Here is a 21,632-nt window from a genome sequence, read left to right on the forward strand (position 1 = left end):
AATGAGTGGAACAGCTACGGTTAGTGAAGTTCAGGTGAAGGGTAAGAAAGCTAAAGAAGTTAGTGCGTTTTTGGTGGGTGTTTCAACTGAAGAAAAAAATGAAGCATTAAGTTTAATCGCGGAGCAGTTAATCATTGATAAAGCCTCTTTGTTAGTTGAAAACAACAAGGATATAAAAGCTGGTCGAGACAATGGGTTAACTGAAGAAGTCTTAGACCGTATTATGTTGAATGAAGAGCGAATTATTGCGATGTCAGACGCGATTAAGCTGTTGATAGAATTGGAAGATCCTGTCGGCGAAGTAATTGAGTCGATTACGAAGGATAATGGGTTATTCATTAATAAAAAACGGGTCCCTATTGGTGTGGTCGGTATGATTTACGAGGCCCGTCCTAACGTAACGATTGATGCGGCAACGCTCTCACTAAAAACTGGGAATGCAGCAATCTTAAGAGGGAGCTCTTCGGCGAAGTATTCAAATATGGCGCTCATTAGTTCGATTCATAAGGGACTTGAAAAGAGTTCGATTCCAGTGGATGCAGTCCAACTAATCGAAGATACAAGCCGAGAGACAGCCAAGGAATTGTTTACGCTGAATGCGTACTTAGATGTATTAATTCCAAGGGGCGGAAAGAACTTAATTGAAACAGTTATCCGTGAATCGACGGTGCCGGTATTAGAAACTGGTGCAGGAAATTGTCATTTATTTATAGACGAAACGGCAAAACCTGAAATGGCAATTGCAATTGCGCTGAATGCAAAAGTCCAACGACCATCTGTTTGTAATGCCATTGAAACGATTGTTATTCACGAAAAATGGTTTGCTGCACATGGTGAGGAAATCCTTGCAGAACTACAGAAGAATAACGTAGTCATATACGGGGATGAGGTTGTAAGTAAGGCTGCTGATTACGTTAAAGACGCCACCGAGGAAGATTGGTACACAGAATACTTGGGACTTGCGGTTAGTGTGAAAGTTGTTAGTCATGTAAACCAGGCAATTGACCATATTAATAAATATGGAACTGGGCATTCTGAGTCGATCATTACAAATGATAATATTAACGCAACTAAATTTTTAAATAACGTAGATGCGGCGGCAGTGTACCATAATGCGTCAACGCGTTTTACTGATGGATTTGAATTTGGTTACGGTGCTGAAATCGGCATCAGTACTCAAAAACTCCACGCTAGAGGACCTATGGGATTACAAGCATTAACTTCTAGCAAGTTTGTTATTCAAGGAAATGGGCAAATTCGAGAGTAGATGGGTTACGAATTAATAAGTTGCTGAATAATATAATATAGGAAACAAATAAACGTTAAACCGCCTCTGTGTGGTTTAACGTTTATTTGTCTTATCAGTTTATGAAAGATTATGAAGATAATTATTATGGTTTGCAAATTCTTTACGGAGAACGATAACCTATTAATTACGTTACCTCTGTAATAATAAGGTAGCGGCATTCTTAATTCAGTAAGGACTCAATGTCTTTAATCATATCGTCAACGTAAGTAGTGTCGATATAGTTATATTCGTTAATCAAAACGCCTTGCTGGTCAATTAAATAAAAGTTAGTGCCATGAATAACTTGAGTTGAGGTAGTGGGCTTTTGAACAATGGTTTGAAATTGGTCGCGCGCGAAAACTTCTATTTCATCTTGCGAATAGCCAGTGAGAAAACTCCAGTTAGACAAGTCATTGGAAAAGTTTTCGGCATATGATTTTAACACTTTAGGTGAATCAACAGTAGGGTCAACGGTAAATGATACGAACTCAACGTCAATGCCTTCATCTTTAAACTTTTGCTGTAAAAAAGCCATTTCGGCTGTCATTGGCTGGCAAACTGTATCACACTTCGTGAAAATAAAGTCTGCAATCCAAATAGCTCCAGTTAAATCTTTCATCCCAAACGGTTGTCCTTCATGATTCGAGAAGGTAAAAGGAGAGACCTTCTTTTCAATCTGGTTGTTCGTGCTGCACGCTGAAAGAAGAAAAAGGGCAAGGGCTAATAAAAATATACTTGTTGTTTTTTTCATCTCACACCTCTTCTTTTAACCCGGGTAATTGAACCGTCACAGTCGTACCTTCGGATGAAAGACTTTTGATATCAAAAGTTCCACCGTGTAATCGTGTAATTTCTTTTACGATAGAGAGGCCTAAACCAGTCCCACCGGTTGTTCGATTACGTGCTTTATCCGTTCTGAAAAAACGTTCGCCAATTCGTTCAATATCATCTTGTTTAATAAGGATTCCATAATTAGTAACTTTGAATTGTATGGAATCTTTGATGTTGATTAAATCAATTGTAATGGAGCCTTTTGAATTCGAATATTTAATGGCATTGTCAAGTACGTTATAAAATACTTGTTGAATCCGCTGTGGATCACCCATAATAATTAAGTCTTCTTGAATATTAAGTTTTAGAACTAATTCTTTTTCGGTACTTTTAATCGTGAACAATTCAATTGTGTCAGTTAATAATTGTGCAAGAGCGATTGGCTGTATGTCGAGTTTGTAAAAATCTTCTTGTAAGTGATTCAACTCAATCAGGTCGTTAATTAGTTTGTTTAGGCGTTTCGTTTCTTTTTCAATCGTCGATAAATAGCTTTGTGCTTCTTCAGGGGACGTGTATATTTTCTGTTTCAGCGCTTCCGTGTATCCACCAATATAAGTAAGCGGAGTACGAAGCTCATGCACAACATTCGACGTAAATTCCTTTTTACGTTCTTCTTGCTGTTCTAAAGAATCACTCATTGTATTAAAGGCTTTTGTTAGTTGACCGATTTCATCGTTATTATTTATCTCAAGTCGATTCGAATAATTCCCCCGCGAAACTTCATTTGCATGATGTTGGAGTTTATTGAGCGGGTGAAATAAAGACTTCCAGAAGCGATTAACAATCAAAAATAGAATGAGGAAAAATAAAGTGCCGAAAATAATAAGGATGGGTATGCTTTCACGAAACACGTCTTGAATTGCGGCAAGCGGAACATATATGTAAATAAAACCAATAAGTCCCTGTTCACCTTTAATCGGAAAAATAGCCCCGATAATTTCACGGTTCAATTCTTCGACAAATCCTTCTTTCAGTACGTATTGTCCGCTATCCAAGGAATCGCGATCTTTTTCATCTACAAGCGTCGCATAATTTACTTGATAGGGAAAATATGAAGAAAGCTCATCTAAATCATCGACAACAATGACTTCATATTCGGAGACGATATTATACCATTGTATTTTCTCAATGATTTCATCACTTAATTCGCCGTAGTGATAATGGGAAGCCGTTCTTTGTCCTTGATAAATGACCGATTCTTCAATGCTTGATAAATATAAATTCGAATAGAGATAATGAAGAAAGAAGAAAGAGAAAAGGATTGTAATACCAATGCTCGAAAATAGCAGTAAAACTATTTTTTTGCTGAACGTAAACTTTAACCATTTCATAAATAACACCTCGAATTTATGGCGCAACTAAGCCTTCAAACAGTTCCTGGTGGAAATACACCGACTGATTGAAGGTTAGCTTTATAGCCTACTCCCCAAACTGTTTCAATCAATTTTGCGTAATCGCCTAATTTTAGTCGCAAGGTTTTTATATGCGTGTCTACGGTACGATCGGTACTATAATGATTTTCTCCCCAAACAATTTCTAAAATCTGTTCTCTCGTGTATACGCGATCTTGATTTTTAATAAATAAATGAAGTAGACCAAATTCTTTCAGTGTAAGTGACAGTGGGGCTCCATCAACTTTCACAGAATGCGCGTCAGTATCAATAACTAGGGGGCCTGCTTTTAATAAGTTATCTTGTTGTGCATGTTGATAGGTCCGTCTTAGGACAGATTCAACTCTCGCTAACAGTTCAGCCGACAGAAATGGCTTGACGATGTAATCATCCCCGCCTAGTTTAAGCCCTTTAACTTTATCCCATTCATCGCCTTTAGCTGATAAGAAAATAATTGGTGTTGTATAGTTACGCTTTACTTCTTCGGCGAATTGAAACCCATTCATAAACGGCATCATGACATCAACAATAAATAAATCTGGAGATGTTGTCTCAATTAATGAAAGCGCGTGAACCCCGTCTGTCGCTTCAATAACCTTATAGTTTTCAATTTCTAAAAACTTCCGAACGAGATTTCTCATTTGACTTTCGTCGTCAATTATCATTATTGTATAAGTATTCACTATCAATACCTCATTTCGTGTAAACATTTAAATCAATATCTTTTAATTATCCAGTAAACATATGAAGTTGACGTGAAATAATACTTATTCACATAACTTCACACAAACTTCGATATCTGTCTATACAATTATACTTGAGTAGCTGGTTTTGAGTTAGTAAAAAGACTAGGGAGGATTATTAGTGAAAAGAAAAGTAGGATTATTTATATTCATAGTTATACTAGGAACGATGGTTGCATGTTCGAAGGAAGATGACATAACAACGGAAGTTGCGCCACCAGAGCCACTAAAGGTTGAATTAACTGTAACGGAATCTGTAGATGTTGGAGAAACGGTTAATATGGAAGCACTTGTTACACAAGGTGATGAAAAAGTTGAGGATGCGAGTGAAGTTGTTTATGAAATTTGGGAAGAAGGAAAACAGGACGAAAGTGAAATGATTGATTCGGTAAATGAGAAACAGGGAATTTATTCGGCCGAGAGCACTTTTGATCACGATGGTACTTTCCATATTCAAGTCCATGTTACGGCTAGAGGGTTGCATACAATGCCGAAAGCAACAGTCATAGTTGGTGATGGTGGCCATTACGAAGAAGATGCCGCTAAAGAGGACCATCACGAGACGGAAGGTTTTTCTATGAATTTTATGAAACCTGAAGGAATTGAAGCAGATTCTGAACAATTACTTCACGTACAACTAGAATTGGATGCAGAACCACTTGAAGATGCGAATGTTCGCTATGAAATATGGCGCGAAGGAAATCCGGAAAAACATGAGTGGGTAGATGCTGAAGAATCAACATCAGGAGAGTATAGTGCGTCCTATACATTCTTGGAATCAGACACATATACTGTGGTTATTCACGTTGAAGATGATGAAGAGTTACATGAGCATAGTGAATATGAAATTAAAGTAGGAAAATAGAAAGCCCAAAGGAGCCTCCTTGACAAAAGTCAAAGAGGCTCCTTTTTTATTATGAAAATAAAAATTGAATTGCTATATGATTATTTCATAAATGCCAATAATAATAAGCAGTAGTCCGGAAAAGATCGTCGAATAGCGTCCAATGAGTGTGTTTCCGATACTGCTACCAAGTAGTACACCGAAAAAAATGAAGATTATTGAAAAAGTGCCGATTGAAATGGAAGCTAAAAGTGGTGAAACCCCGGTAAAACCTGCACCAAAGCCAATCGCCAAACAGTTAATGCCTAGTACGAATCCTAAGAAAATAGTCTCTTTCCAAGATGTATTTTTTGTTTTATCTAATTTAGGCAATCGTGTCAGCCAAGCGGTTTTTTGGAAGTGTGCATTATTTTTAACCAGTGAAATTGAAGAAAAAATAATCCATAAACCAAGACCGAGAATTAGTGAACCGCCTGCAATATTGGCGATTGATTGTGAAAAGTAATTAGAAAAAAGACTTCCAGCTGCCATAGAAATATAAGCCAATAACATGGAAATAATACCAATCAGTAAATTCTGTAGAAAAGGAATTCGTTTTAATTTTAGGCCAAACGAGAAACCAATCCCTAAGTTGTCGATGTTAGCCGCAATACCTATTAACAATATAGTTAACCATTGCATGTCTGTTTCCTCCCACAAGTGTCCCTTGCTTATGTATATGAAGAGCATGATCATTGCGTTCTAGGTGCTATTTTTGTAGAAGAATTTAGTGTGAAAGACGGAACCGTTTAAACAAGAATAGTGGAAACTATTGGATAAATGTGGTCTGATGCTATTATTACGCCTAATGCTTAGTGTACCAGTAGGAATACTATGGTGTTATAAGGGGGAGCTAAATTGAGTCGTGAGTTTGTTGATATCTTTGACGATTGGATTCATTCATACGAGGCATCCGTTACTGGAGAAGATCCGGAATACCGTGATGTATTTGAAGGGTACGATAATATTTTAAATGAAGTGGCAAGTAGGGCCACAGGAACTGTTCTCGAATTTGGTACAGGGACGGGGAACTTAACCGCGAAGTTGGTAGAAAAAGGACACAATATTATAGGCTTTGAACCAAATGCAGCCATGCGAGATATAACTAAGAACCGCTTTCCTTCGGTTGAAATTAAAGACGGTGACTTACTATTGTTTGAAACGGATAGTGTGCCAATCGATACGATTGTAAGCACCTACGTCTTTCATCATTTAACGGATGTTGCCAAGGGGGAAGCATTGAAAAAGTATTCTGAGTTACTCTCTACAACTGGCAAAATTGTTTTTGCAGATACGGTTTTTGAAACTGAAGAAGCAAAACGGGCACAAATTGCTAAAGAACGTTCAAGGGGTTTTCATAAGGTGGCGGATGATTTGGAACGCGAATATTATACAACATTGCCTGTTATTATGGGTTTGTTTATTGGGGCTGGATTTGAGGTTGCGTGTAAGCAACTGAATGATTATGTTTGGCTCATAGATGCGACTAAAAAATAGGGGGATTAGATCATGAAGAAAATGAATGTTGAAAGTTTTAATTTAGACCATACAAAAGTGGCGGCACCGTATGTTCGATTAGCTGGTAGACAAACAGGCGCACAGGGAGATGAAATATATAAATATGATCTCCGTTTTATGCAACCTAATAAAGAATTTATGAAAATGGATGCACTTCATTCAATTGAGCATTTAATGGCGGAAAACATTCGAAACCATACGGGTCAAGTAGTTGACTTGAGTCCAATGGGTTGCCAAACCGGTTTCTATTTAACCCTAATTAATCATGACAACTACGATGATGTTCTAACGATTTTAGAAAGGACGTTACAGGATGTTCTTGTGGCGACAGAAGTTCCCGCGTGTAATGTCATGCAATGTGGATGGGCGGAGAACCATAGTTTAGAAGGTGCAAAAGAGCTGGCAAAAAATATGCTTGCGAAGAAAGACGAATGGCGACAAGTATACAAAGAGGAATTGTAATGAATGTGTATGGAAACGTGCATGAGTTAATTGGAAATACACCGGTTATTGAAATAAAACAATTACCTATTCCAAATAACTGTCGGATATTTGCAAAACTCGAGTATTTAAATCCGGGCGGTAGTGTGAAAGATCGGCTTGGATTATCGCTAATTGAAGATGCTGAGAAAACGGGAAATTTGTTGCCTGGTGGGACAATAATTGAGCCGACAGCAGGAAACACGGGCATTGGTCTCGCCCTTGCCGCAATCGGTAAAGGATATAAAGTGACCTTTGTTGTACCTGAAAAATTTAGTGTCGAAAAACAGGTTCTTATGCGTGCGCTTGGAGCTGAAGTAGTAAATACGGAAACGAGACTAGGCATGCAGGGGGCTATCGACAAGGCGCGTGAACTTGTGTTGGAAATACCGGGCGCCTATTCGCCATCACAGTTCTCCAATCCTGCAAATCCGGAAACATACGAGAAAACTCTTGGACCTGAATTATGGCGCGACTTAGACGGTCAAATTGATACTTTTGTTGCGGGGGCTGGAACAGGCGGTACATTTATGGGAACATCAAAATATTTAAAGGCTCAGAATCCATCTGTGAAAACGGTTGTTGTGGAACCTGAGGGCTCGATTTTAAACGGAGGTATTGCGGGGGCGCATGTTACCGAGGGAATCGGTATGGAGTTTCTCCCGAATTATATGGATCCTGTGTTTTTTGATGCAATCCATACGATTAGCGATAAGGATGCTTTTACTCAATTGCACGCATTGGCAAAGTATGAGGGATTACTCGTTGGTAGTTCTTCAGGTGCTGCATTTCACGGTGCTTTACGCGAAGCGGAAACTGCGAGAGAAGGCAGCCATATCGTCACGATTTTTCCAGATTCTAGCGAACGTTATTTAAGTCAACATATTTATGATTTATTTAGGGAAGGTGACTGATGTATGCGAGCAAAGACGAAGTTAATTCACGGCGGGATTGTAGGGGACGCCACAACGGGTGCGGTGTCGACACCAATTTATCAAGTGAGTACGTATAAGCAACAAGCCGTCGGGAAGTTTAACGGCTATGAATATTCACGGACAGGCAATCCAACACGGCATGCATTGGAAGTATTAATTAGCGATTTAGAAGGTGGTCAAGCAGGTTTTGCTTTTGGTTCTGGAATGGCTGCGATTAGTTCGGTTATGATGTTATTTGGAAAAGGCGATCATGTCGTGTTAACTGATGACGTGTACGGAGGGACCTATCGTGTCATGACGAAAGTATTGAGTCGCTTTGGTATTTCGTCGACATTCGTCGATTCAAGTAATATTTCGGAAGTAGAAGCGGCGATTGAGGACAACACGAAAGCAATATTTTTAGAATCGCCAACGAACCCATTGCTTAAAGTGACAGACATTGAAGCTGTTGCTAAGCTGGCAAAGAAAAAAGGCTTGCTAACGATTGTCGATAATACGTTTATGACACCTTATTTCCAGCAACCTATTGCGCAAGGGGCAGATATTGTTCTGCATAGTGCAACGAAATACATTGGCGGACACAGTGACGTAGTCGCGGGGCTTGTCGTGGTGGCCACAGAAGAGTTAGCGGAAGAACTGCACTTCATCCAAAACTCTGTCGGGGCTATACTTGGGCCGCAAGATTCTTGGTTACTCATTCGGGGAGTAAAAACACTCGGACTTCGCATGGAAGAACATAATATAAATGCACAGAAAATCGCGAAGTTCCTAGTCGGGCATAAGGCCGTTGGCAATGTATATTACCCAGGGCTTGAAACTCATCTAGGTTATGAATTAATGAAAAAACAGGCGTCAGGGTTTGGCGGTATGATTTCGTTTGATGTTGGAAGTGAACAAAAAGCGGATGAACTGCTTGCGAAGTTACGATACTTTACACTTGCTGAAAGTTTAGGTGCTGTAGAGAGCTTGATTTCCATTCCTGCAAGAATGACACATGCTTCGATTCCAGGAGAACGTAGATTGGAGCTTGGCATCACAGGTGGTCTTGTACGTATCTCTGTCGGCATCGAAGACGTAGAAGACTTGTTGGAAGATTTGGCGCAAGCGTTGGGATAACGGTGGAAGGTGCTATTCACTATAATGTGGGTAGCTTTTTTCATTGTTTGCTATAATTTTCATATAGACTATTTTTGGGGGGATTATGATGGCAGAACATTATTTTCATTTGAAAGCAGATTGGCCTGGATTGCGGAATGATGTAGGAACGATTGATGCTGGTAATTTGAGAACGAAAATTTCAATACCACCAGAGATGGACGGACCTGGTGTTGGAACGAATCCGGATGAGATGTTATTGGGGGCGGCTGCAACTTGTTATATCATAACGTTGGCGGCGATGATGGAACGAAGTGGGTTAGTGAAGGAAGCACTGACGATGGATTCGGTAGGCATTGTTGATGTGACAAAAGGCGTGATTACATATAAGAGAATTATTCATAAACCACATATTGTATTGGCTAGTGAAGCAACGAAAAAAGACGAGGCGCTCGCGCAAAGACTCGCTGAAAAAGCAGAAACGACTTGTATGATAAGCCGAGCTATTCGGGGGAATGTTGAAGTAGAGTTGGAAACAATGATTACCAAGGGGGAATGAGTGGTGACCCATTATGCTTATTTCGCCTCCCACGCACCGCTTTCGGTGGAGCCAATGGGGGACAATCCAATTAAGAGGAATACCTACGAAACGGCACTCGATTTTACAGGATTGTACTTTGAGGAGAATATCGACGAAGAGACGGGAAAGCGTTTCAGCTATTCAAAACATGTGAAACTTCGCTATCAAACCTGCCGTACCTCAAATTATTTACCTATAGATGAAGGGTATAATCGAAATAATTCATATGCAAAGAAAATCTCAAAACTGGTTTTTAACTACTTAATGAAAGCATTGGAAGATAGCCCTGAGGTTGTTTATTATATTTCATTGAACAGTTATGAGAATGAAGACTTTAAAACAGTTCGCAAAGTTCATATTTCAGAAATTAAATCAGATGAAGATTTACACATTGGAGACCGTGAATGTATTCGGATTTACCGGGATGACCCGATGTTAGAATTACTAAATGATGATACTGGTTTTCACGTGCTAGAAAACCCGAACTATTATGGATTGTAAAAAGCTTACGTACACTTGTTAGAAGTGTACGTAAGCTTTTTACTCTAGTTCAATTTGATCGACCCGGCCCGCATACCAAGTATAAAAAGCGTCCGCCATTTCAACAGGAATGTTCTCAACGCTCGCATGATGGAATGGTTTCGCGTGGTTAATGGTTCCAATTGAAGCGAGTCCGAGCAGTTGTTGGAACTTACTGCGGGAAACTTTGACTTCAACTATCTTCGTACGCTTAGAAATGAATACCGAGGTTTCAAAACTACCTGTTTTAAATTGGATGAATTCCCCGTTCAAAATGTAACGTGTGTTGAAATACTCAAGTATTCTCGAAGTAGCAATGAGAAGCAATAAACCTGCTGATACCATCCACCAAGCTTGATCGATGTTGAAAATCGGTGGTTTAAAATAAAACAGTGTAACGGTCACAATGATCCAAAACCAACTAGGCTTCATTATTCTAATCCAAAATGATGTTCTTGGGAGGCGAGTCATGGTATCGATTACTTCATAAGTAGGTAAAACTTCCTGAATCATTTCATATGCACGTTTCACCGGAAGGAATGGATAGAGTGAATTTGTTTCTAAGGCCTCCTCACCAAAGCTTACCCCACCGGCACTAATCAATTTAACTTCGGCAAGACCAAGCATCCGTTTCATGGGTGATTGAATGATTTCAATTGCTTGGACTCGATTTTTTAAAATCGAAAAAGTAGATTCATCTAAAACGCCTTTCGCAATGTAAACTCTGGAATCGTCAGAAGAGATTTCATATTTTCCATATCTCATAAATGTTCTTACGATACCTATTAAGACAGAGGCCAGAACGAGTACGATAACGATAAGCGCAACAATCCACCAAGTGCTCATTAAGGAAGAAAAAATGCCTTCGACTTTGTCCTCTACTTTAAATATTTCTGTTACTTTAAAGTAAATAGATAGAAGTATTGGGATAAGGACTAAGAAACTGAGAGAAGTGAATGATGCTTTTAAGTCATCTTTTTTTGTAGGTGTAAAATGAATGGTGCGTTCCAAGCTCGGTGCTACTTGATCTTCTTCAGCAGTTATTATCTCAACGTCGTCGGTTTGTAAATATGTAGAATTGGACGCCCATTCTTCTATTTGATCTGCTTCATTTCGTGATAGCACTTCGAATTTCACGGAAGTATCGGCTTGACTAATACCCGTTTCAAAGGTAATTGAAGTAACGCCTAATAGTCGATGAAGTAGGGAAGTTCTTCGCTGTACGTTTTGAATTTTGGAAAATGGAATAGTTTGCTCAGATTTGTTAAAAAGGCCCTTATAAATATGGAATGAAACATCATCTAGTTTGTACTTGTGTGTAAACCATTTCAAAATGATTGATATAATAGTAAGTCCAAAAAAGATGAAGAAAGCGATTCTACCATATTTGATAAATGTTGAGTCGGATCCGTATCTGAGTACAAAAAGAAATAAGACGAAGAAGAAAGAGTTCTTAATTAGACTCCACAAATCAAAAATGATGATGAGGGGATTGTATCGTTTCGTCTGATTCATTCCTCCACTTCCTTAATTTTTGCGAAATGCGCAATGCGGTTTCTTAATTCAATCGCTACATCTTCGGGTAGGGCGGGAATTACATGTGAGGAGCCCATTGTCTCAATAGATAACGAATACAGTTCGTATTTTCTAAGAAAAGGTCCTTGGTTTGTAGAGACGGCTTGTATTTTTGTCATTGGGACAAGTTGGTGTTCTTCATTAAATGCACCAGACTTTAGTTGTAAAAATTCTTCGTCTGCATGATAACGCCAGTTTTTATAAAGAAAGAAGGGTTTCATGAAAATAGACCATATGGCGGATAGGATTGTTAGGCTAGTGATACCGATTAGAATCCAGCCAATCCATTCTTTCCAAGAGAAGTGACTGTCAAGATAGAATAAAACGGTAAGGATGATTACGAAAACAAGATGGCCCACTGTTTCCGTGATTATCCAAACTTTTACCGCGCTTTTTGACAATCGACCTTCTGGTGAGGGAATTTGCGAATACATATAAACCACTCCTAGGAATCAATTAATAGCATACTGGGTATACGTTAAATTTATTATAAAGTTTCAAAAAAACCAGTCATCAAGGATAACTGGTTTTTTTGTCTGCAGATTTAATTGGAATATCGCTGGATTATTTCTTAATGGGAACCAAATCAAAGATATCATGATTCTCAAAAGCGTCGATGAGGCGATCTAGCCACTCATAATAATCACGAATGTAAATGAGCTTTTCCAAATCGGATTTTGCTTCATCTAAAAGCTCCTCACTTAAGATGTCCTCAGAGATTAGCTGCTCTATCTCCCTGATTGACCTTCTGATAGCACTAGAATGTGTTGTGACAGATTTTCTCCATCTAATAGAAAACATATCAATGAAGTTTTGATACCAATCATCCTTCGCTTTATACAAATCTTTTCGAACGCCGCGTTCCCACACACGCTCTACTAACTTTGATTCAGACAATGCCCTTACGGATGTACTCATACTCGTTTTACTCATGCCAAGTTTTTCTGACATGTCATCTAGTGTTAACGGACGGTCTTGGAAAAACATCACACCATATTGTCTTCCGGCAGAAGTTGGAAGGCCGTACAAGTGTATGTTCTGAGCTATGGATTCAACGATTCGTTTACGAGCAATTTCCAGTCTTTCGTTTCCTTTCATTTACGCAACTCCTTGTAGCTAAGGGCTTTATGCAAGCTTAAACTACTTAATTTACTATAGCGTAGTACATTTATTTTAGAAAAGCAACTTTTACAAATCAAAGTTCGTACAGTTTAAACTGTATATCCAATGAAATTAGGGGAAACTGTTGTATTGCAAATAGATTACAGCTATACTAATAGACATTCGGAAATTTAGAGATTGTAGGGAGTGTAAGTATGACTGAACAAGTTACCAAGAAAAAGATCGAAGTGAAAGATGCTTCGAAAATTTTCGGTAGAAACACTAAACGAGCGGCACAACTGCTTGGAGAAGGTAAGTCGAAAGAAGAAGTACTAAAAGCTACCGGCGCGACAGTCGGTGTAAAGAACGCATCATTTGACGTATATGATGGTGAAATATTTGTAATAATGGGGTTATCTGGAAGTGGTAAGTCGACGCTCGTTAGACTACTGAATAGATTAATAGACCCAACGTCTGGCCATATTTTGCTTGATGGTGAAGACATCGTTCGCATGAACAAGGAGCAACTTCGAGAAGTTCGCCGCAAGAAGATTGGGATGGTTTTTCAAAACTTCGCACTGTTCCCTCATAAGAGTATCCTCTCCAATACGGAATACGGCTTAGAGATTCAAGGCATTCCTAAAGAAGAGCGACAGGCAAAAGCAGTGGAGTCCTTAAAGTTAGTTGGACTTGCAGGGTATGAAGATCAGTTACCATCGCAATTGAGTGGTGGAATGCAACAGCGTGTGGGATTAGCAAGAGCACTTGCTAATGATCCAGATATATTGTTAATGGATGAAGCATTTAGCGCACTTGACCCACTTATTAGAAAAGATATGCAAGATGAGTTACTACAGTTACATGATGATATGAGAAAAACAATTATCTTTATAACGCATGATTTAGATGAAGCATTAAGAATTGGCGACAGAATCGCGTTAATGAAGGACGGGGAAATCGTTCAAATTGGTACCCCGGAAGAAATACTAATGAATCCGTCCAATGAATATGTTGAAAAGTTTGTTGAAGACGTCGACTTATCTAAAGTGTTAACAGCAGCACACATTATGAAGAGAGCCGATACGGTGCAAATTGACCGTGGTCCTAGAGTTGCGCTTAGACTTATGAAGACGCTTCGTATTTCATCTATTTATGTTGTGGATAAACGTGGCCGCTTGCTTGGAGCCGTTAAAGCCCAAGATGCAGTTACTGCAACTGAAAAAAATCTGAAGCTAGAAGATGTACTTATTACTGATGTGCTTACAATTCCAGAAGATAGTATACTTACGGATTTGTTTGATATGGTTTCAACTGCAACAATACCAGTTGCAGTCGTGGATGTAAAAAATCGACTGCAAGGGATTATTATCCGCGGGGCGCTCATTGGTGCACTAGCTGGTAATAATCAGTTTATTAACGAAAATGGGATTGTCGATTCTATGGATGAAATGACTTCGGAGGTGAAGATAGATGGATAAACTTTTACCTCGAATTCCATTTGCTGATTGGATTGATAATGGTGTAGATTGGCTTGTTACTACGTTTAGTACAGTTTTTGATGGAATTGCAGTATTACTAGAAACAATTGTTGAAGGATCTGTAAATGGCATGGCGGTCATTCCTTCAATATTGCTTGCAATTATTTTTGCCTTGCTTGCATGGTGGATATCTAGTAGAAATATCGGGATTTTCACATTGGTCGGGTTCCTCTTCATTGATTATTTAGGCTATTGGTATCCAATGTTACAAATGCTTGCACTTGTACTGACCTCAGTTGTTTTCGCCATAGCAATAGGCGTTCCGATTGGGATTTGGGCTTCACAACAAGCAGCAGCAAGAAAAGTTATTAACCCGATATTGGATCTCATGCAGACAATGCCAGCATTCGTCTACTTGATTCCAGCAATATTCTTCTTCAATATTGGAGTTGTTCCAGGGGTTGTTGCATCGGTTATTTTCTCAATGCCGCCAACAATTCGACTAACAATGTTAGGGATTCAACAAGTACCTGAAGACTTAATTGAAGCGACAGAAGCATTTGGGTCAACAACTTGGCAGCGGTTAAGCAAAATTCAAATACCGCTTGCGAAACCAACGATTATGGCAGGTGTCAACCAAAGTATTATGCTGTCATTGTCAATGGTTGTAATAGCTTCAATGGTAGGTGCACCAGGACTAGGTGCAGAAGTTTACAGAGCAGTAACACAATTGAAAACAGGTGTCGGCGTTGAAACAGGTGTAGCCATCGTAATCGTAGCGATTATCTTGGACAGAATTACACAACATGCCGGAGCTAGAAAACAAGGAGGAAAAACAAAATGAGTATTAAGAAAAAAGTATTAGGTCTTGGCGCAGTAGCTTTACTAGCTGTAGGACTTGCTGCATGTGGTAGCGATAATGAGAAAGACGAAGGTGCTGTAGATACACCAGATACACCAACTAAAGAAGCGGTTGGTGAGGCACTTGACTACAAAATTACAGGAGTCGATCCAGGCGCAGGGATTATGGAAGCGACTGATCGAGCTATTGTAGATTACGAGTTAGATGAATGGTCAGTTACAACAGGTTCTGGTGCAGCGATGACAGCATCTTTGAAAAAAGCATATGAAAATGAAGAACCGATTATCGTTACTGGTTGGACACCACACTGGAAATTCGCAAAATTTGATTTGAAATACCTTGAAGATCCAAAGGGTTCGTATGGTGGAGAAGAAGAAATCCATACAATTGGACGTGTAGGATTAGCAGATGATTTACCAGAAGCACACACGATTTTATCTAACTTCAACTGGTCTGAAGATGATATGGGTGAAGTAATGATTGCTATTCAAGACGGTGAAAAAGAAGAAGTTGCAGCGCAAACTTGGGTTGATGCAAATGAAGATAAAGTTGCAGAGTGGACTGATGGTGTAGCTGAAGTAGATGGCGACGAAATCAAACTAGCATATGTTGCATGGGATAGTGAAATTGCGAGCCATAATGTTATGAAGCTTGTTCTTGAGCAAGTTGGTTATAAGGTTACATTGGTACAAGTTGAAGCAGGTCCATTATTTACAGCAATTGCTGATGGCAGTGCAGACGCATCACTTGCTGCGTGGTTACCAATTACACACAAAACGTATGTTGATAAATTTGAAGGTGATATCGAAGATTTAGGAACTAATATGACAGGTGTTAAAATCGGTTTAGTCGTTCCAAGTTATATGGACATTGACTCGATTGAAGACTTGAAAGAATAATAGAGTATGTGGAAAGACGCAGTTCCGTTTTAATGGACTGCGTCTTTTTTTGATTATAATTTTTAAGTGTGGTAAGTTTAACAGAGTACGTTGAATACAAACTCTTCGGGGCAAGGTGAAACTCCTTACCGACGGTGATCGAGCATGGCTCGTAAGTCCGTGACCCGCCCTTCCTTTTAGGAAGGCGGTGGAGCTAGTGTAAATCTAGCACCGACAGTTAAAGTCTGGATGGGAGAAGTTGTTTGGATAGACGTGCTATGCTTGTAGGCTCTGCCCTTTTCTTATATGAAAAGGGAGAATTTTTATGGAACCTAAAAACGATATGAAACTCTCTCTCAATCTTGCACGTAGCGAAGAAGGTCAAACTTCACCAAATCCTTTTGTCGGCGCTATTTGTGTAAAAGAAGGTCGAATTATCAGGACAGGTGCGCACTTAAAGGCTAGGACAGCCCATGCTGAAGTGCATGCACTGAGAACGGCGGGAACGGAAACTAAGGGTGCTGACCTTTACGTAACACTTGAACCATGTGTGCATAAAAGAGAAACCAATCATTGCACAGTATTAATTATTTCAAGTGAAATCCGCCGTGTAATCATCTCGTCCATCGATCGGTTTCCTTCCGTTAACGGGAAGGGAATTGAACTTCTAAAAGTTGCCGGAACAGAAATAATCACCGGTATATTACAAGAAGAGGCAGAGCAGTTAAGTCGAGCATTTTTTCAAACTGTCAAACACGGGAAACCATACGTTACCTTGAAAGCTGCCGCAACTCATAACGGTAGTCTATCAACGCAAACTGGGGACAGCAAATGGATTACATCGACAGCATTAAGAATCGATGTCCATCACCTCCGCCATACCCACGATGCTATTTTGGTCAGCGTACAAACCGTGCTTCATGATAATCCTTTCCTCACCACCCGATTGCCCCATGGTGGAAAGAATCCAATACGAATTAGTAAGACAGGCATCTCAGGGCGCCTTAAACAGCAGCTGTCATTATTGATGGAGCTGTGGAACCAATCATTTTTACACGCGATTCTATGATAATAGAACCGGCTTTTTTAGCTTATCCACTTGTTATAGTAAAGTTGATTTCTGGAGAAGTAGATTTTTAAGAAGAACATTTAACACGTCTTGCGAATAAAGGGATTTTGACGTTAATTGTCGAGAACGGTCGTTGTGTTCAAACAAGTTTCATCAATGCAAAACTTGCAGATGAGCTTTATTTATTCATGGCGCCACAGCTGATAGACAAGCTAACTTCTTTATTTATGGACGAAACAAGGCACTTAATGGCAGAAAGCGAATTGCTTAGATTCATCGATGTACATAAAATCGGAGAGTATATTCGACTTTACGTAAAGTTTCTCAAGGAGGAATGACACATTTTGTTTACAGGAATTGTAGAAGAAATTGGGACAGTTTCGGCCGTTACGCAAGGTGCAACTTCGCTACAACTTGCGATTAGCTGTACAAAAGTGCTTAGTGATGTGAGTAAGGGGGACAGCATTTCGGTTAATGGTGTTTGTCTCACTGTAGCTGACTTTTCAGCCCGTCATTTTACTGCAGATGTTATGCCAGAAACTGTTAAAGCGACAACACTTCATGCGCTCCGTTCAGGCAGTACAGTTAACTTAGAGCGAGCAATGGCTGCGAATGGTCGTTTTGGTGGTCATTTTGTCAGTGGCCATGTCGATGGTACAGGTGAAATTATTTCAGTTCAACAAAAAGAAAATGCGATTTATATGGATATAAAGATTGCGCCTGAACTACTTAAGTACTTCATCCTAAAGGGGTCCGTCACAGTAGACGGGACATCGCTTACAGTGTTTGGTGTAACAGATTATGGGTTTACGATTTCATTAATTCCCGTGACACAAGACGATTCGGTCATCGGTCGTAAACGAACTGGCGACAAAGTAAATGTAGAATGCGATATGCTCGCGAAATATATCGAACGGCTATTAACAACGGAGAAAGTGAATCCGATGGGCGGGCTATCTATGGATACACTAGCCGCAAGCGGGTTCCTAGACTGAGGAGGCGAATGGGTTTGTACACAACAGCGGGAAAAGCGATAGAAGAACTAAAAAAGGGAAAAGTAATTATCGTCGTAGATGACGAGGACCGTGAAAATGAAGGCGATTTTGTCGCCCTTGGTGAATTTGCAACCCCAGAAGTGATCAATTTCATGGCGACAGAAGGACGCGGACTTATTTGCGTACCGATTGACGAGCAAAAAGCAGCCCAGTTAGATTTGAAATTAATGACAGATGATAATACAGATTCCTTTGGTACAGCTTTCACAATTAGCATTGATCATGCGGATGCTCATACGGGGATTTCTGCATTTGAACGCTCAGAAACTGTATTAAAAATGCTTGGGAACGATGCGGAAGCAACTGATTTTATTAGACCTGGCCATATATTCCCGTTAATAGCGAAGGCCGGTGGTGTTTTGAAACGTACAGGGCATACAGAGGCTGCTGTCGACCTTGCTATGCTTGCAGGAGCGGAACCAGTCGGCGTTATATGTGAAATTATGAATGACGATGGAACGATGGCTAGAGGTAGTCAGCTAAAGGAAATTGCGGAAAGATTTGACCTCGTCATTTTAACGATCGAAGAACTAATTGCTTATCGTCGACAAAATGATAAAATAGTTCAGCGAATCGTCGATGTTCAGCTACCGACTGATTTTGGTCTATTCAAGGCAGTCACCTATGTAGAAAAGTTAACAGGACAAGAACATATCGCTTTAGTAAAAGGTGAAATTGAAGGTGCTGAAAACGTATTAGTTCGTGTGCATTCAGAATGTTTAACGGGCGATGTTTTCAGTTCGAGCCGCTGTGATTGTGGTCCGCAGCTACAGGCCGCACTCGCTCAAATTGAAGAAGCCGGAACAGGCGTCCTTCTGTATATGCGTCAAGAAGGACGCGGCATAGGTCTTGTTAATAAAATGAAAGCTTACAAGTTACAGGAAGAAGGATACGACACAGTTGAAGCAAATGAAAAACTAGGGTTTGCGGATGATCTACGTGATTATGGGATTGGTGCACAGATTTTACGGGACCTTGGGTTAAGTTCTATTCACCTTCTGACAAATAATCCGCGTAAAATTGCAGGATTAGCAGGATACGGTTTGGAAGTAACTGAAAGAATTCAAATTGAAATGCCCGTAAAAGTTGAAAATAAAACCTATATGGACACAAAGAAAAATAAACTGGGGCATTTATTGCACAGTTGAGGGGGAAATTAAATGAGCAAGGTTTATGAAGGACATTTAGTTGGAACGGATTTGAAAATAGGAATTGTAGTAGCAAGATTTAATGAATTTATTACTGGTAAGTTATTGAGCGGTGCAGAAGATGCATTACGACGCCACGGTGTTAGTGCAACTAATGTCGAAATTGCTTGGGTACCAGGAGCTTATGAAATTCCGCTCGTTGCAAAGAAGATGGCGGCTTCGGGGAAATATGATGCTGTGATTACGCTTGGAACTGTCATTCGAGGGGCTACACCCCATTTCGACTATGTATGTAGTGAAGTGGCCAAGGGTGTTTCAGCGATTAATATGCAAGAAGGCATACCCGTTATTTTCGGTGTTCTTACAACGGACACAATCGAACAGGCAATTGAGCGTGCGGGTACGAAAGCTGGAAACAAAGGCTGGGATGCAGGCGCAGCGGCAATTGAAATGGCGAATTTATTAAAGCAGTTTTAATTATCAGGGCTACACACGAAATATTGGCGTGTGTAGTCTCTTTTTTTTATTCTAAATAAATCGGAGTTCTAGCGAAAACAGTTAAAGATAGTTATAATAGGAAGTAGAGCAAATATTTGAAGTGAGGGATAATAATGAACAACCAAACAAATGCAGAATATCCAGAGAAAACGTGTTCAATTGAACGTCTAGTTACGATTAAAGAAGATGTTGCAAAGGTGTTAAAGAGTGAGAAAACTTCAACACGAAGAAACGGAGTATACGCTTATCCGGGAGAAGTTGTGGTAATTGAAGGACAAGAAGTTAGAGTAGATGCACTATACAAACAAACACTTGGAGAAATGACCGATGAGCACGCGAAGCAAGAAGGATTCGATACTTTAGAGGAATATAAACAATCGATTTTATCAATACATCCCAATATGCCATGGTTACCGACAATGAGTGTGTGGGTACACGAGTTTAGCCTGGCCCAGAAATGATTATCTAAATGATGCCAGATTTCTATGGTACGATGGTTTTTATACATGTCGTCAGTGCAATGCTGTCAATTGGTCCATTATTTATATTAATGCCGATCATTAAGCGGTTGCGTGGCGTTGGAAGAGACATTGAAGGGGCATACTTGTCTGTAATCAACGTTATCATTCGGCTTGTTATGCATGCAGGTCATGTTCTGGTCATCTCAGGAATTATTTTACTATTAGTTGGCCCTTGGCCGTGGTATACGTCTTGGGTTGTGATGACCGTAATCGTAATGGGTGTGTCAGCGGTTTTCCTAGCAACTGGTTTTACAAGGGTTCTCCGTGTCTTTAATAGTCCGGGGACGAGTAAACGTAAGATGCTGAATCGATTGAACAAGACCTCATGGATATACATTGGTCTTATGCTAATTATGCTTTGGCTTATGGTTCTCAAACCGAATTTTTGGTAACGCCCATGTTGAAAATAATCTTACATAGTAAAAGATGTGCATTTTAATAATGCACATCTTTTTTTGCATTCCTGGAATATAAACTAATAATGATTTTTTGAACGAAATAAATATTAGTGTTTTAAATTATGATAATGATCAGCTATAAACTTCCAATCCTCTAAGAATAAAGATTGTAGGTTTGGACGACGGCGAATTGCAAGGGGGTGGTAAGCGACGGCTGTCTGGATTCCCCCAACTTCGTGCCATGAGCCGCGCAAGGACTTCACATCAACATCGGGATTTTGAAAATAGGATTGGACGGCTACATTTCCTAGGCAAACGATGAGGGAAGGTTTTTTTGTCGCAATCTGTTTATGTAAATGGTTCATACAGATTTCGCGTACTTGCTCTTTTTCATAAGCGCGCACAGGTTTTCTTTTTAGGATAAAAGTGACGTACAAATCGGCCATTTTTAAGCCTACATCATGGGTCGTTTGATGTAAGGTTTGCCGCGTTCCACAAACAAATGGATTCCCTTCTCGGTCCTCACGAGCGCCGGGATTATCTAGAATAATCATAATTGGCGCTTCGGAACAGCCTTCGCCCCATACCATCGGTGTTCCATGTTTATATAGTCCACATTCCTTACAATCTTTAACATCCTCTGGTGTCAGATCCTCGGGCCAAATGTCTGTACAAAAATTGAGCATGGTCATCATCTCCCTGAATTTATTAGGCATTCTTATTGTTTCCATTTAAACTGAATATATGATTTATTAAAGCTGAATTATATAGTGTAAGAAAGCATTA

At 39.7% G+C, this 21,632-nt stretch carries 25 protein-coding genes, 1 pseudogene and 1 riboswitch; of the genes and pseudogenes, 18 read left to right on the forward strand and 8 right to left on the reverse strand.

From position 1 onward, the window contains the following. Position 1 precedes the first annotated feature (1 nt). Positions 2-1,267: a glutamate-5-semialdehyde dehydrogenase gene (locus KSU66_RS13935; RefSeq protein ID WP_269052077.1), complete on the forward strand. Its 1,266-nt coding sequence runs from the start codon at positions 2-4 to the stop codon at positions 1,265-1,267. Between the two features lie 202 nt (positions 1,268-1,469). Here the strand turns inward: KSU66_RS13935 and KSU66_RS13940 are convergent, their stop codons facing one another. Genes KSU66_RS13940 through KSU66_RS13950 form a run of 3 tightly spaced genes read right to left on the reverse strand, consistent with a single transcriptional unit; the run spans position 1,470 to position 4,193 of the window. Next, the gene (locus KSU66_RS13940; RefSeq protein WP_269052078.1) at positions 1,470-2,039 is read right to left on the reverse strand and encodes an SCO family protein; all 570 of its coding nucleotides are present in this window, start codon (positions 2,037-2,039) and stop codon (positions 1,470-1,472) included. A 1-nt stretch (position 2,040) separates the two neighbouring features. Then, positions 2,041-3,450 carry a sensor histidine kinase gene (locus KSU66_RS13945; protein WP_269052079.1) on the reverse strand — a complete coding sequence of 470 codons (1,410 nt, stop codon included), beginning with the start codon at positions 3,448-3,450 and terminating at the stop codon, positions 2,041-2,043. A 35-nt stretch (positions 3,451-3,485) separates the two neighbouring features. Beyond that, positions 3,486-4,193, reverse strand: a complete 708-nt coding sequence (locus KSU66_RS13950; RefSeq protein ID WP_269052080.1) for a response regulator transcription factor — start codon at positions 4,191-4,193, stop codon at positions 3,486-3,488. Between the two features lie 181 nt (positions 4,194-4,374). On the opposite strand from KSU66_RS13950, the gene KSU66_RS13955 reads away from it, so the two are divergent. Then, on the forward strand, positions 4,375-5,118 hold the full coding sequence (locus KSU66_RS13955) for a FixH family protein (protein WP_269052081.1): 744 nt from the start codon (positions 4,375-4,377) through the stop codon (positions 5,116-5,118). A 72-nt stretch (positions 5,119-5,190) separates the two neighbouring features. Here the strand turns inward: KSU66_RS13955 and KSU66_RS13960 are convergent, their stop codons facing one another. Beyond that, positions 5,191-5,832 carry a manganese efflux pump MntP gene (locus KSU66_RS13960; RefSeq protein ID WP_329958823.1) on the reverse strand — a complete coding sequence of 214 codons (642 nt, stop codon included), beginning with the start codon at positions 5,830-5,832 and terminating at the stop codon, positions 5,191-5,193. Positions 5,833-5,994: 162 nt separating this feature from the next. Here KSU66_RS13960 and KSU66_RS13965 point away from each other — a divergent pair, with 162 nt between their 5' ends. The 6 genes from KSU66_RS13965 (at position 5,995) to KSU66_RS13990 (ending at position 10,245) form a co-directional block, all read left to right on the forward strand. Beyond that, entirely contained in the window at positions 5,995-6,633 is a 639-nt protein-coding gene (locus KSU66_RS13965) for a class I SAM-dependent DNA methyltransferase (RefSeq protein WP_269052083.1), read from the forward strand. Positions 6,634-6,645: 12 nt separating this feature from the next. Beyond that, positions 6,646-7,116 carry an S-ribosylhomocysteine lyase gene (locus KSU66_RS13970; RefSeq protein WP_269052084.1) on the forward strand — a complete coding sequence of 157 codons (471 nt, stop codon included), beginning with the start codon at positions 6,646-6,648 and terminating at the stop codon, positions 7,114-7,116. Then, positions 7,116-8,048 (forward strand): PLP-dependent cysteine synthase family protein, encoded by a 933-nt coding sequence (locus tag KSU66_RS13975; protein WP_269052085.1) that lies wholly within the window; start codon positions 7,116-7,118, stop codon positions 8,046-8,048. Before KSU66_RS13970 ends, KSU66_RS13975 begins: the two co-directional genes overlap by 1 nt. Positions 8,049-8,051: 3 nt before the next feature. Continuing rightward, on the forward strand, positions 8,052-9,185 hold the full coding sequence (locus KSU66_RS13980; RefSeq protein ID WP_269052086.1) for a bifunctional cystathionine gamma-lyase/homocysteine desulfhydrase: 1,134 nt from the start codon (positions 8,052-8,054) through the stop codon (positions 9,183-9,185). 88 nt (positions 9,186-9,273) lie between these two features. After that, the gene (locus KSU66_RS13985; protein ID WP_269052087.1) at positions 9,274-9,723 is read left to right on the forward strand and encodes an OsmC family protein; all 450 of its coding nucleotides are present in this window, start codon (positions 9,274-9,276) and stop codon (positions 9,721-9,723) included. A gap of 3 nt (positions 9,724-9,726) precedes the next feature. After that, positions 9,727-10,245, forward strand: coding sequence for a hypothetical protein (locus KSU66_RS13990; RefSeq protein WP_269052088.1), 519 nt, complete (start codon positions 9,727-9,729; stop codon positions 10,243-10,245). A 39-nt stretch (positions 10,246-10,284) separates the two neighbouring features. On the opposite strand, the gene KSU66_RS13995 is transcribed toward KSU66_RS13990, so the two are convergent. The 3 genes from KSU66_RS13995 to KSU66_RS14005 all read right to left on the reverse strand — a co-directional run bounded on the left by KSU66_RS13995 (position 10,285) and on the right by KSU66_RS14005 (position 12,936). Then, on the reverse strand, positions 10,285-11,778 hold the full coding sequence (locus KSU66_RS13995; RefSeq protein WP_269052089.1) for a PH domain-containing protein: 1,494 nt from the start codon (positions 11,776-11,778) through the stop codon (positions 10,285-10,287). After that, a complete protein-coding gene (locus tag KSU66_RS14000; RefSeq protein ID WP_269052090.1) occupies positions 11,775-12,272 on the reverse strand; it encodes a PH domain-containing protein in 498 nt (165 codons plus the stop codon). Before KSU66_RS14000 ends, KSU66_RS13995 begins: the two co-directional genes overlap by 4 nt. A gap of 130 nt (positions 12,273-12,402) precedes the next feature. Further along, a complete protein-coding gene (locus KSU66_RS14005) occupies positions 12,403-12,936 on the reverse strand; it encodes a GbsR/MarR family transcriptional regulator (protein ID WP_269052091.1) in 534 nt (177 codons plus the stop codon). A gap of 218 nt (positions 12,937-13,154) precedes the next feature. Here KSU66_RS14005 and KSU66_RS14010 point away from each other — a divergent pair, with 218 nt between their 5' ends. The 10 genes and pseudogenes from KSU66_RS14010 to KSU66_RS14055 all read left to right on the forward strand — a co-directional run bounded on the left by KSU66_RS14010 (position 13,155) and on the right by KSU66_RS14055 (position 20,840). Next, positions 13,155-14,417, forward strand: a complete 1,263-nt coding sequence (locus KSU66_RS14010) for a quaternary amine ABC transporter ATP-binding protein (RefSeq protein WP_269052092.1) — start codon at positions 13,155-13,157, stop codon at positions 14,415-14,417. After that, positions 14,410-15,261, forward strand: coding sequence for an ABC transporter permease (locus tag KSU66_RS14015; RefSeq protein WP_269052093.1), 852 nt, complete (start codon positions 14,410-14,412; stop codon positions 15,259-15,261). The genes KSU66_RS14010 and KSU66_RS14015 overlap by 8 nt, the downstream gene beginning before the upstream one ends. Then, positions 15,258-16,178, forward strand: coding sequence for a glycine betaine ABC transporter substrate-binding protein (locus tag KSU66_RS14020; RefSeq protein WP_329958825.1), 921 nt, complete (start codon positions 15,258-15,260; stop codon positions 16,176-16,178). Before KSU66_RS14015 ends, KSU66_RS14020 begins: the two co-directional genes overlap by 4 nt. Before the next feature lie 97 nt (positions 16,179-16,275). Continuing rightward, positions 16,276-16,422: riboswitch (FMN riboswitch) on the forward strand. 60 nt (positions 16,423-16,482) lie between these two features. Continuing rightward, entirely contained in the window at positions 16,483-17,226 is a 744-nt protein-coding gene (ribD, locus tag KSU66_RS14025) for a bifunctional diaminohydroxyphosphoribosylaminopyrimidine deaminase/5-amino-6-(5-phosphoribosylamino)uracil reductase RibD (RefSeq protein ID WP_269052094.1), read from the forward strand. A gap of 86 nt (positions 17,227-17,312) precedes the next feature. Next, positions 17,313-17,564 (forward strand): annotated as a pseudogene (locus KSU66_RS14030) (hypothetical protein); the annotation flags it as partial. 6 nt (positions 17,565-17,570) lie between these two features. After that, positions 17,571-18,221 (forward strand): riboflavin synthase, encoded by a 651-nt coding sequence (gene ribE / locus KSU66_RS14035; protein ID WP_269052096.1) that lies wholly within the window; start codon positions 17,571-17,573, stop codon positions 18,219-18,221. A gap of 14 nt (positions 18,222-18,235) precedes the next feature. Further along, positions 18,236-19,429, forward strand: a complete 1,194-nt coding sequence (locus KSU66_RS14040) for a bifunctional 3,4-dihydroxy-2-butanone-4-phosphate synthase/GTP cyclohydrolase II (protein ID WP_329958826.1) — start codon at positions 18,236-18,238, stop codon at positions 19,427-19,429. A gap of 12 nt (positions 19,430-19,441) precedes the next feature. Continuing rightward, positions 19,442-19,906 (forward strand): 6,7-dimethyl-8-ribityllumazine synthase, encoded by a 465-nt coding sequence (ribH, locus tag KSU66_RS14045; RefSeq protein ID WP_269052098.1) that lies wholly within the window; start codon positions 19,442-19,444, stop codon positions 19,904-19,906. A gap of 128 nt (positions 19,907-20,034) precedes the next feature. Beyond that, on the forward strand, positions 20,035-20,388 hold the full coding sequence (locus tag KSU66_RS14050; RefSeq protein ID WP_443028986.1) for an ASCH domain-containing protein: 354 nt from the start codon (positions 20,035-20,037) through the stop codon (positions 20,386-20,388). An 11-nt stretch (positions 20,389-20,399) separates the two neighbouring features. Further along, positions 20,400-20,840, forward strand: coding sequence for a hypothetical protein (locus KSU66_RS14055; protein WP_269052100.1), 441 nt, complete (start codon positions 20,400-20,402; stop codon positions 20,838-20,840). A 113-nt stretch (positions 20,841-20,953) separates the two neighbouring features. On the opposite strand, the gene KSU66_RS14060 is transcribed toward KSU66_RS14055, so the two are convergent. Further along, positions 20,954-21,532: a uracil-DNA glycosylase gene (locus KSU66_RS14060; RefSeq protein ID WP_269052101.1), complete on the reverse strand. Its 579-nt coding sequence runs from the start codon at positions 21,530-21,532 to the stop codon at positions 20,954-20,956. Positions 21,533-21,632: the final 100 nt, after the last annotated feature.

This window comes from Sporosarcina sp. G11-34 (assembly GCF_026931025.1).